Annotated in this window: 11 protein-coding genes and 1 pseudogene; 6 read left to right on the forward strand and 6 right to left on the reverse strand. The window is 67.5% G+C overall.

Annotated elements, in window-relative coordinates:
* From AC5E6L_RS08415 to sppA, 6 genes are all read right to left on the reverse strand, one after another.
* Positions 1-334: RNA methyltransferase substrate-binding domain-containing protein (locus tag AC5E6L_RS08415; RefSeq protein WP_491772593.1), on the reverse strand; the 334-nt coding region annotated here is incomplete at its 3' end.
* Positions 331-1,428: a class I SAM-dependent methyltransferase gene (locus AC5E6L_RS08420; RefSeq protein WP_491772595.1), complete on the reverse strand. Its 1,098-nt coding sequence runs from the start codon at positions 1,426-1,428 to the stop codon at positions 331-333. The genes AC5E6L_RS08420 and AC5E6L_RS08415, both read right to left, overlap by 4 nt.
* A 52-nt stretch (positions 1,429-1,480) precedes the next feature.
* Positions 1,481-2,425 carry a bifunctional Delta(1)-pyrroline-2-carboxylate/Delta(1)-piperideine-2-carboxylate reductase gene (lhpI, locus tag AC5E6L_RS08425; protein ID WP_491772597.1) on the reverse strand — a complete coding sequence of 315 codons (945 nt, stop codon included), beginning with the start codon at positions 2,423-2,425 and terminating at the stop codon, positions 1,481-1,483.
* Positions 2,425-2,769 carry a lipopolysaccharide assembly protein LapA domain-containing protein gene (locus tag AC5E6L_RS08430; protein WP_491772599.1) on the reverse strand — a complete coding sequence of 115 codons (345 nt, stop codon included), beginning with the start codon at positions 2,767-2,769 and terminating at the stop codon, positions 2,425-2,427. Before AC5E6L_RS08430 ends, lhpI begins: the two co-directional genes overlap by 1 nt.
* Before the next feature lie 33 nt (positions 2,770-2,802).
* Positions 2,803-3,087, reverse strand: coding sequence for an integration host factor subunit beta (locus AC5E6L_RS08435; protein ID WP_131615361.1), 285 nt, complete (start codon positions 3,085-3,087; stop codon positions 2,803-2,805).
* Between the two features lie 21 nt (positions 3,088-3,108).
* Positions 3,109-4,098 carry a signal peptide peptidase SppA gene (gene sppA, locus AC5E6L_RS08440; RefSeq protein ID WP_491772601.1) on the reverse strand — a complete coding sequence of 330 codons (990 nt, stop codon included), beginning with the start codon at positions 4,096-4,098 and terminating at the stop codon, positions 3,109-3,111.
* A 158-nt stretch (positions 4,099-4,256) separates the two neighbouring features.
* On the opposite strand from sppA, the gene AC5E6L_RS08445 reads away from it, so the two are divergent.
* From AC5E6L_RS08445 to AC5E6L_RS08470, 6 genes and pseudogenes are all read left to right on the forward strand, one after another.
* Positions 4,257-4,919, forward strand: a complete 663-nt coding sequence (locus AC5E6L_RS08445) for a hypothetical protein (protein WP_491772603.1) — start codon at positions 4,257-4,259, stop codon at positions 4,917-4,919.
* Positions 4,920-4,924: 5 nt separating this feature from the next.
* The gene (locus AC5E6L_RS08450; protein WP_491772605.1) at positions 4,925-5,476 is read left to right on the forward strand and encodes an LptA/OstA family protein; all 552 of its coding nucleotides are present in this window, start codon (positions 4,925-4,927) and stop codon (positions 5,474-5,476) included.
* Positions 5,477-5,573: 97 nt separating this feature from the next.
* On the forward strand, positions 5,574-6,314 hold the full coding sequence (lptB, locus tag AC5E6L_RS08455; protein ID WP_491230814.1) for an LPS export ABC transporter ATP-binding protein: 741 nt from the start codon (positions 5,574-5,576) through the stop codon (positions 6,312-6,314).
* Positions 6,315-6,820: 506 nt separating this feature from the next.
* Positions 6,821-7,573, forward strand: a complete 753-nt coding sequence (locus AC5E6L_RS08460; protein ID WP_491772607.1) for a FadR/GntR family transcriptional regulator — start codon at positions 6,821-6,823, stop codon at positions 7,571-7,573.
* On the forward strand, positions 7,570-8,562 hold the full coding sequence (denD, locus tag AC5E6L_RS08465) for a D-erythronate dehydrogenase (protein WP_491772609.1): 993 nt from the start codon (positions 7,570-7,572) through the stop codon (positions 8,560-8,562). The genes AC5E6L_RS08460 and denD overlap by 4 nt, the downstream gene beginning before the upstream one ends.
* A 67-nt stretch (positions 8,563-8,629) precedes the next feature.
* Positions 8,630-8,886, forward strand: a pseudogene (locus AC5E6L_RS08470) (C4-dicarboxylate ABC transporter substrate-binding protein); the annotation flags it as partial.

An 8,886-nucleotide genomic window follows, 5' to 3' on the forward strand; every position in this document is an offset into this window, starting at 1 on the left:
CGAGCACGCCTGCGACCATCTGCGGATTGTCGCGGCGCGTGATCTGGCCGAGCAGGCGCTCGGGCACGACGACGACGTCGGCGCCGCGCGCCACCGCGCGCGCGGCGAGGGCGGCGACCGCGTCGTTGCCCTTGGCCGAGGCGGCGTGGATCAGCGTCTTCAGCCGCCAGCCGGCGTCCAGCGCCTCGATGATCAGCTTCATTCCCTCGGCGAGGAAGCTGTCGGTCTGCTCCCGGTGCCGCTTCCTGTCGAGCAGCCTGATATCCTTGATGATCGGGTTGGCGGCGCTCGCAATCTCCTTGACGCGGCCGGGCGCGGCGATCGTCCGGCTCATGATGCGGGCTCCGGCGTCCAGCGGCTGAACATGGAGGTCGACAGGGCCCGGCCCGCCGACTGCTCGCGGATGATCAGTTCGCCCGATTCGACCCGGCCGGCGGGCACGAAGCCGGTCATCGCCTCCATCATCGCCTCGTGGACCGCGAACATCGAGGCGCGGATCGCATAGGCCGTCAGCACCACCATGACCGGCCTGTCGGAGAGGATGGCCCGGCAGCCCGCCAACATGTCCGGCAGGTGCTCGAAGAGCTGCCAGACCTCGCCCGCCGGTCCGCGCCCGTAGGCGGGCGGGTCGGCGAGGATGATGTCGTAGCGGTTGCCGCGCCGGCCCTCGCGGGCGACGAACTTCATCGCATCCTCGCAGATCCAGCGGATCGGCCTGTCTTCGAGGCCGGCATGGGCCTGGTTCTCGCGCGCCCAGCCGATCGCCTTCTTAGAGGCGTCGACATGGGTGACGCGGGCGCCCGCGGCGGCGGCCACGAGCGAGGCGAGGCCGGTGTAGCCGAACAGGTTGAGCACACGGACCGGCCGGCCCGCCTCTTCGACGGCCTTGCGCATCGCGCGCCAGTGGGCGGCCTGCTCGGCGAAAACGCCCACATGGCGGAACGATGTGAACCGGCCCAGATAGGACACCCCGTCGAACGCCATCGGCCAGGTCTCGTCGCGCCCGCCGCGCGCAAGGCGCCAGCGGCCCATCCCCTCCTCGTCCGTGTCGCCGGTGAAGACGGCATCGGCCCGGTCCCAGTCGGCGGCCGGCAGGGCGCGGCCCCAGATCGCCTGCCGCTCGGGCCGGATCAGGGTCAGGCCGCCATAGCGTTCGAGCTTGAGCCCGTCGCCGGTGTCGAGCAGCGCGTAGTCGCCGTCGGCCGCCGTTTCCAGGATCAGCGGGATCGTCTCGGCGGGGCGGTCGCCGGACGGGCGTTCGCGCGAAGGCCGCGCCGCCCCGGCCGCGTTGGCCGCCTGCTGCCCGTGCCTGGGTCTGGGCTTGAAACCGGGCTGATCGGCGCGCGGCGCGCCCTGCCGCGCCTGTGCGGCGCGTCGGCCGGCCGGTGGCCGCTTGGCGCGGCCCTTGGGGGCGCTGGGCTTGTTCATCGGGCCGGATATGGCCGCTTTGGTCGCCCTTGTGAAGGGCGCGCCGGCGCGCTCACAGGCCGCAGCGCGCAGCGACCAGCGCGGCGGCCGCCAGATCCTCAAGCGAGGCACCGGTCGACTTGAAGAGCGTGATCTCCTCGTGCGAGGTCCGGCCCGGATGATCGCCGCTGACCAGCTCCATCATCTCGGCGCGCACATGGCTGCGCTCGATCAGGCCGGCATTGAGCGGCTGCACCAGATCGCCGCCCTCGTGCAGCGCGCCGGCATAGGTGTCGACGAACAGGCTCGCCCGCTGCGCGCACGCATCGTCGCTCTCGCGCATATGCGGGGTGAACGCGCCGACGAGATCGATATGCGTGCCCGGCGTGAGCCGGTCGCCCTTGATCAGCGGCTCGGTCGACAGCGTCGCGCAACTGATGACGTCGGCCGTGCCGACGGCGGCGTCGAGGCTTTCCGTCGCCACTGCCTCGGCCCCGTGTCCGTCGCCGCGCAGCTTCTGCGCCAGCCGGTCCGCGCCCCGCTGCGTGCGGTTCCATACGAGGATATGCCGATAGGACCTGACGCTCAGATGGGCGCGCACGAGAAAGGGGGCGAGCGCGCCGGCGCCGACCATCAGCAGCGTGTCGGGCTCGGCGGGCGCCAGGTGCCGCGCCGCGAGCGCCGATGCCGCCGCCGTCCTCCACAAGGTCAGGCGCCCCCCGTCGATCAGCGCGACCTGCGCGCCCGTCGCCTTGTCCATCACGATCACCGAGGCCGTGACCGCCGGCAGGCCGCGTTCGCCGTTGTCGGGCGTCACCCCGACCAGCTTGACCGCGATGTGCCTGTCGTTCCAGGCCGGCATGAGCAGCAGCGTCTGGTCGGCGGCGCCGTCGTTCGCGATGGTGTGGTGGTGGCGGGGCGGGGCGTGCACGCCGCCCCGGAACGCTTCGGCCAGCGCATCGGTCAGCGCCGGAAAATCGAGCGCCGCATCGACATCGTCGGCCGAGATGATCCGCATCAGCGCGACAGGGCGAGCGCGGTGCCGGCCCTGGCGTCCGCGTCCGCCTTGCGCTTGGTCTGCTCGACCTCGTCGCGCAGCTTGCGGGTTTCCCTCTTCAGGCTGCGTTCCTGACGGCGGTGCTTGCCCTGGGCCAGCCAGGCTCCCGCGCCGCCGCAGACGACGCCGATCGCCGTCGCGCCGAACAGCCAGACGAACAGCGGCGCCTGATAGGTCAGGGCCGGATTGCCCGGATTGAAGACGTCGATCGACAACGGCACGACCGTGCGGTTCGCGACCGTCAGGGCGATCAGCACGATGGCCAGCGGAATGAGGATCAGCACGTTGAAGATGCGGCGCATCATGGGCGGCTCGACCGTTTTCGGTTGGTGCGCCCTCTACTTAATCCCGTTCAGGCGGTTCCGCAATTCCTTGCCGGTCTTGAAGAAGGGCACCCACTTCTCCTCGACCATGACCTTTTCGCCCGTGCGCGGGTTGCGCCCCTCGCGCGCCGGACGGTTCTTGACCGAAAAGGCGCCGAAGCCGCGCAGTTCGACACGGTTGCCCTCGGCCAGCGTCCCGCTGATCTCGTCGAGCACGGCGTTGACGATGTTCTCGACGTCCCGCTGGTAGAGATGCGGATTGCGGTTCGCGATGATCTGGACGAGTTCGGACTTTATCATGGTCGCGGTCGGCGCTCGCTGTCAGGGGTTTCGGGTGCCCGGCGGCAACAGGCCGTCAGCGTGCCAAAGCGAAATCAGGCCGTCAAGGAAAAGCCTTTGTTCCAGCGCGTCCGCGACCGCGCCGCCCGGCGACGCAAGCCCCAGGCCGGCCGCGATCCTGGCCGCGATCGCGGTCAGCGGCAACAGGGCGCCGCGTTCCTGGCGCCGCTCCCACCTGATCGTTTCGAGATCGGCGTCGACGCCCTGCTCGGTCAGCCAGGCGCGCGCGGTCTCCCGGCCCCCGAGCGCGTCGACCAGGCCGTTCTCCAGACCGACGCGGCCCGAATAGACCGAGCCGTCCGCCAGCCGGTCGATCGTCGCATCGTCGAAGCCGCGCCGTTCGGCGACCAGCCCCTTGAACCAGTCGAAACTGTCGAGCACCAGCGCCCGCAGCATGTCCTCGGCGCCTGCGGGCGGCTCGCCGAAGAAGGACGGTTCCGCCTTGAGCGGCGTCGATTTGATCGCCCGCACGTCGACGCCCCAGTCGTCGAGCAGCCCCTTGAAGTTCGGATACTGGACGATCACGCCGATCGAGCCGATGATCGACGATTGCCGGGCAACGATATGGTCGGCGGCGACGGCGACCATGTAGCCGCCCGAGGCGGCGAGCGTGTCGACCTGGGCGACGGTCGGCTTTTCGCCGGCGAGCCGCCGCAGCGCTTCGTAGACCGCCTCGCTTCCCGCCGTCGTGCCGCCGGGCGAATCGATCGTCACGATCACGCCCTCGACACGGCTGTTCTTGCGCACGCGCTCGATCAGCGCCAGCGTTCGGTCGTCGCCGGTGATCGTGCCTGATATCTCGATGCGCGCGACGTGCGGCTGGCCGCGGTCGCCGAACCGATCGCCACCGAACGCGGCGCCCAGACCGATCAGGACCGCAAGCGCTATGACAATGGCCGCCGCCCGCCAGAAGGTGAGTTTTCGGCGCAGCCGCTGCCGGTCTATGATATCGTCCGCCCGCAAAGGTTCCATGGGTGATCAACTCCGTTCGGGCCGACTATCACATCCAAAAACGACCACAATGGAAATCTAAGTGCGGCGGCAGCGCAATCCAGCCTGCCGCAAGCATGGCGCGGCACGATGAAGCCGTCCGATCGGCCGCGCGCCGGAGCATGGACAAGGGAACGCCGATGTCAGCCGCATCGCAAGGGTCGGCCGAAACGCAAAAGACCGGGCGGTTCGCCCGGGCGGCGCGCCATTCGGCCCGCGTGCGCCTTTTGCGCCGGCTCGTGCCGGTCCTTGCCGCCGCGGCGCTGGCGGGCGTTGCGGTCGTCATGGCCGTCTCGCGGCTGATGCTGCCGGGCGCCCAGGTCGATCTGGCCGCCAGCGCGATCGTCGACGGCAAGCTGGTCATCGCCGATCCGCGCCTCGATGGCTTTACGCCCGACCGGCGCGCCTACCGGGTCGCCGCCCGGTCGGCCACGCAGGCGATCGGCGAGGACCCGCTCACCTTGCGCATGCTGAACGCCGACATGGAACTCGAAGACGGGTCCACAGCGTTCCTCAGCGCCGACACCGGAGTGTTCGATCCGAGCGCCAGCCTGCTGACGCTGGGCGAAAACGCTTCCCTTGAGACGACGGACGGCGTGCGCGCGCACTTCTCGGGCGCCCGGATCGATCTGGACGCGGGCACGTTCGTCACCCGCCAGAAGGTCCGGGTCAGCCGTCCTGGCACGCGCATCGTCGCCGGCAGCCTTGCGGTGGAGGACTCCGGACGGCGCCTGGTGTTTGAAAACGACGTGTCGGTGGTGATAGAGCCCTCCGCCATCGCAGCCCGCGCCGAAACGGAGTGATCCACATGCACCCTTGCCGCCCGCGCCCCGGCGTCCCGTCCCTTGCGGCGCTTGCTTGCCTGCTTCTGGCGCTGGCCCCGGTTTCGGCGGCCCGTGCGCAGCTTTCGGGCGACGGTTTCAGCCTGTCGGGCGAGGGGCCGGTGCAGGTCGACGGCGACCGGCTCGAAGTCCTGGAGGACCGGGGTCTTGCGATCTTCGAGGGCAATGTGCGCATCGTTCAGGGCGAGACGGTGCTGCGGACGGGCAGGCTCGTCATCCACTATGCGCGCGACGAGGGCGGCGCGGCGACCGTCGGCTCGCGGATCGAACGGCTCGAAGCGAGCGGCGGCGTCAACATCCAGGCGGGCAACCGGGTCGCCACGGGCGAGGCCGGCACCTACGACATGAGCGGCCAGGTGCTGACCCTGTCGGGGCGCCGCGTCACCCTGTCCGAGGACGGCAATGTGGCGACAGGCTGCCGCTTGACGGTGGATATGCGCGCCAACTGGTCGCGGCTTGAAGGGTGTGCGGACCGGACGTCGCGGCCGACCATCCTCATCCAACCGCAAGACCGTTGACCCGCAAGACCGTCGAGGGATTGGCGCGGTGACGGGCCGGGCGCGCGCCTCGGGGTCCGAAGGCGGCGCGCGCGCGCCGGCGAACGGACAGGCGGGCATGGCGGGGCGCGACCTGACCGGCACGCTCATCGCGCGCGGCCTGACCAAGAGCTATCGCGGCCGCAAGGTGGTCGACGGCGCCTCGATGGGCGTGCGGGCGGGCGAGGCCGTCGGCCTTCTGGGCCCCAACGGCGCGGGCAAGACGACCTGCTTTTACATGGTGACGGGGCTGGTGCCGGTCGACGCCGGCCAGATCCTGATCGACGGCCACGACGTCACCGCCATGCCCATGTATCAGCGCGCCCGCCTGGGGATCGGCTACCTGCCGCAGGAGGCGTCGATCTTTCGGGGTCTCACGGTCGAGCAGAACGTCATGGCGATCCTGGAGGTGGTGGAGAAGGACGCGCGCGAGCGGGCCCGCAGGCTCGATGCCCTGCTCGACGAGTTCTCGATCGCCCATCTGCGCAAGGCGCCGTCGATCGCGCTGTCGGGCGGCGAACGGCGTCGCTGCGAGATCGCGCGGGCGCTCGCCTCCGATCCCGCCTTCATGCTGCTCGACGAGCCGTTCGCCGGCGTCGACCCGATCGCCGTCTCCGACATTCAGGGGCTGGTGCGCCATCTGACCCGGCGCGGCATCGGGGTTCTGATCACCGACCACAATGTGCGCGAGACCCTCGGCCTGATCGATCGCGCCTACATCATCCACGCGGGCCGCGTGCTCACCCAGGGCCGCCCCGACGAGATCATCGCCAATGCGGATGTGCGCCGTCTTTACCTTGGCGACCACTTCAGTCTCTAGAGCGATTTGCGGCCCTTACGCGACCTCAATCGGTTGCCGGCCTCCGGCTTGGACGTCTTTTCCGCCGCCGGCGTCGTCAAAAGCCTCGCGCGATCGTCGGATCGCGCCGCGGTGTGTTTCTCGCCGCGGCGGAAAACCCTGTCCATCAATCCGCAGGGCCTGTGGGGGCTCCCGAAAAGTGTATGCGGTTTTCGGATAAGAGCATGCTCAAAATCAAAGAGTTGGAGCATTGCGCGTGAATCGGGGTTCACGGGACACCCCCTAGGAATCAGCCCCTGACGCGCACCCTGCGGACGCGCGCCCATATCCGCCTCGAAGTCCTCAAACTCGTCAAGCGCTTCAAATGATGGACGTGCGACAAATGCACCGCGTATGGCTGGCTTGGCCGGGCGTTGATGCTGCCCAGGCCGATGCTCCAAACGTTTGACTCATTTGGTCCTGAGGTCTAATAACCGGACCAATAGGCCAATATCTGGCGGCAAGCGGCGCTGGATATGGGGAGGCAAATGGACAAATCGTTATTGCTGGCCTCGGAAACGGCAGGCCTTGCAAAGATTCCGCATCATTCTGTGAAGGATGCTGTCGCTGAACGTTTCGCGACGCTCATCGCCTCCGGCGTTCTTTCCGTCGGTGACAGCCTGCCAAGCGAACGCGAGCTTGCCTCCGCCATGGGGGTCAGCCGCGAGAGCATTCGGGGGGCGTTGCTGATTTTGTCAACGCGGGGGATCGTGTCGATCCTGCAAGGCGCGCGGACCAAGGTGATCTCCGCCGATGTGGGGGACCTTGGCATGTCGGCCCTGGCCCATGACCGGGTCAGGGATTACACGCTTGATGACGTTCACGAGGCCCGGCTGATGGTCGAGGCGCGAGTGTGCAGACTGGTTGTCGACCGCATCGATGCGGCGATCCTGGAGCGCCTTGCCGGTCTTATTGAAACGCAAGAGAAAACACTGGACGATCCGGTCAGATATCTGATCGCTGACCGGGAGTTTCACACCGTGATCTACAGGGCTTGCGGGAACGCCGTGTTTTCTGATCTGGCCGCCACCCTTTACTCATATTTCCTCGATCATCGGCGCCGCGTTGTCGCGCAGCCAGGCGCGATCGCGCGCAGCATTGCCGATCACCGCGTTATTTTGACCGCGCTGCAATCGGGAAATGCTGAAACGCTCACACAGGCGTTCGGCGTTCATGAGCGACGCATCTATGACACCACGCGCGCATTGCTCGGCGCGACAGTGGAAAAGGTGGCCCGATGAAGCTTTTGATCACCGGCGCTGCGGGCATGATTGGCCGCAAACTTTCTGAAAAGATTGCTGAAACCAGCCAGATCGGCGGCCGCAATGTCGGCGCGTTGACGCTGGTGGATGTGATAGCGCCTGACGCCGCACAGACCTTTAAGGGGGCGCGCGCGTCCGTCGTTGCGGATCTGTCGCAAGACGCAAACGCTTCAAAGCTGATCGCCGAACGGCCCGATATGATCGTGCATCTGGCGGCGGTGGTCTCTGGCGAAGCGGAAGCCGACCTCAAAAAGGGTTATCGGGTCAACCTTGATGGGACGCGGGCTCTCTTCGAGGCCATCGCAGCCATCGAGGGCTACACGCCACGCGTCATTTTCGCGTCGTCTCTTGCCGTCTTCGGCCCTCCTTTCCCCGACAGGATTCCCGATGACTGCCAAGTGACCCCGTTGACAAGCTACGGTACGCAAAAGGCGATGGGCGAGTTGCTGCTGAACGACTATTCCCGCCGCGGCTTCCTCGATGGGATCGGCATCCGGTTTCCGACGATCTGCATCCGTCCCGGCAAGCCGAACAAGGCAGCTTCCGGTTTCTATTCCAGTATCCTGCGGGAACCTTTGAACGGCAAAGAGGCTGTGCTGCCGGTCAGCCGAGAACTGCGTCACTGGTTCGCCAGCCCTCGGTCCGCGGTCGGCTACATCGAACATGCCGCAACAATGGATACGGCGCTCCTCGGGTCTCAACGCTGCCTGACCATGCCCGGTGTCACCGCCACGGTGCAGGATCAGATCGACGCTCTTCGTGATGTCGCCGGCGAAGCTGCCGTTGCGCTCATCCGCGACGAACCCGATCCCGTGATCGAAGGCATATTGGGCAAATGGCCGCGCGATTTCGACACGAGGCGGGCAAATGATCTCGGCTTCCGGGCCGAAAAGACCTTCAGGGAGATCATCGACATTTACCTTGAGGAAGAGGCGGGCCCACCAGCCCTCCAAGCTGCCGCGCAATAGCCGCGGCAAATCCTGCGCCACGATGCTGGCCAGAACACCACATGAAACCACTCTTCGGGAGGAATTTATGAAACATACCCTGGTCACCCTGGCCGCTGCAGCTGCCCTGTTCGGCGCCACGGCAGCCGCCCAGGCACAGCAATCCGTGGTCGTCGGGCATACCCTGTCTCCGGATTCGCACTATAGCGTCGGTGCCGAGGCATTCATCGCAGCGCTTGAAGAGGCATCCGGTGGAGAGTTTACCGGCACCGAGGCGCCGGCGGGCCAGTTGGGCGGCGAAAGAGACATGATCGAGGGCCTTCAGATCGGTTCCCTGGATGTCGT

This window comes from Roseitalea sp., from assembly GCF_984466335.1.

Bases quoted from the DNA above. Each gene is read 5' to 3' on its own strand.
- AC5E6L_RS08420 (WP_491772595.1), bottom strand. From the start codon at position 1,428: ATGAACAAGCCCAGCGCCCCCAAGGGCCGCGCCAAGCGGCCACCGGCC.
- lhpI (WP_491772597.1), bottom strand. From the start codon at position 2,425: ATGCGGATCATCTCGGCCGACGATGTCGATGCGGCGCTCGATTTTCCG.
- AC5E6L_RS08430 (WP_491772599.1), bottom strand. From the start codon at position 2,769: ATGATGCGCCGCATCTTCAACGTGCTGATCCTCATTCCGCTGGCCATC.
- AC5E6L_RS08435 (WP_131615361.1), bottom strand. From the start codon at position 3,087: ATGATAAAGTCCGAACTCGTCCAGATCATCGCGAACCGCAATCCGCAT.
- sppA (WP_491772601.1), bottom strand. From the start codon at position 4,098: ATGGAACCTTTGCGGGCGGACGATATCATAGACCGGCAGCGGCTGCGC.
- AC5E6L_RS08445 (WP_491772603.1), top strand. From the start codon at position 4,257: ATGTCAGCCGCATCGCAAGGGTCGGCCGAAACGCAAAAGACCGGGCGG.
- AC5E6L_RS08450 (WP_491772605.1), top strand. From the start codon at position 4,925: ATGCACCCTTGCCGCCCGCGCCCCGGCGTCCCGTCCCTTGCGGCGCTT.
- lptB (WP_491230814.1), top strand. From the start codon at position 5,574: ATGGCGGGGCGCGACCTGACCGGCACGCTCATCGCGCGCGGCCTGACC.
- AC5E6L_RS08460 (WP_491772607.1), top strand. From the start codon at position 6,821: ATGGACAAATCGTTATTGCTGGCCTCGGAAACGGCAGGCCTTGCAAAG.
- denD (WP_491772609.1), top strand. From the start codon at position 7,570: ATGAAGCTTTTGATCACCGGCGCTGCGGGCATGATTGGCCGCAAACTT.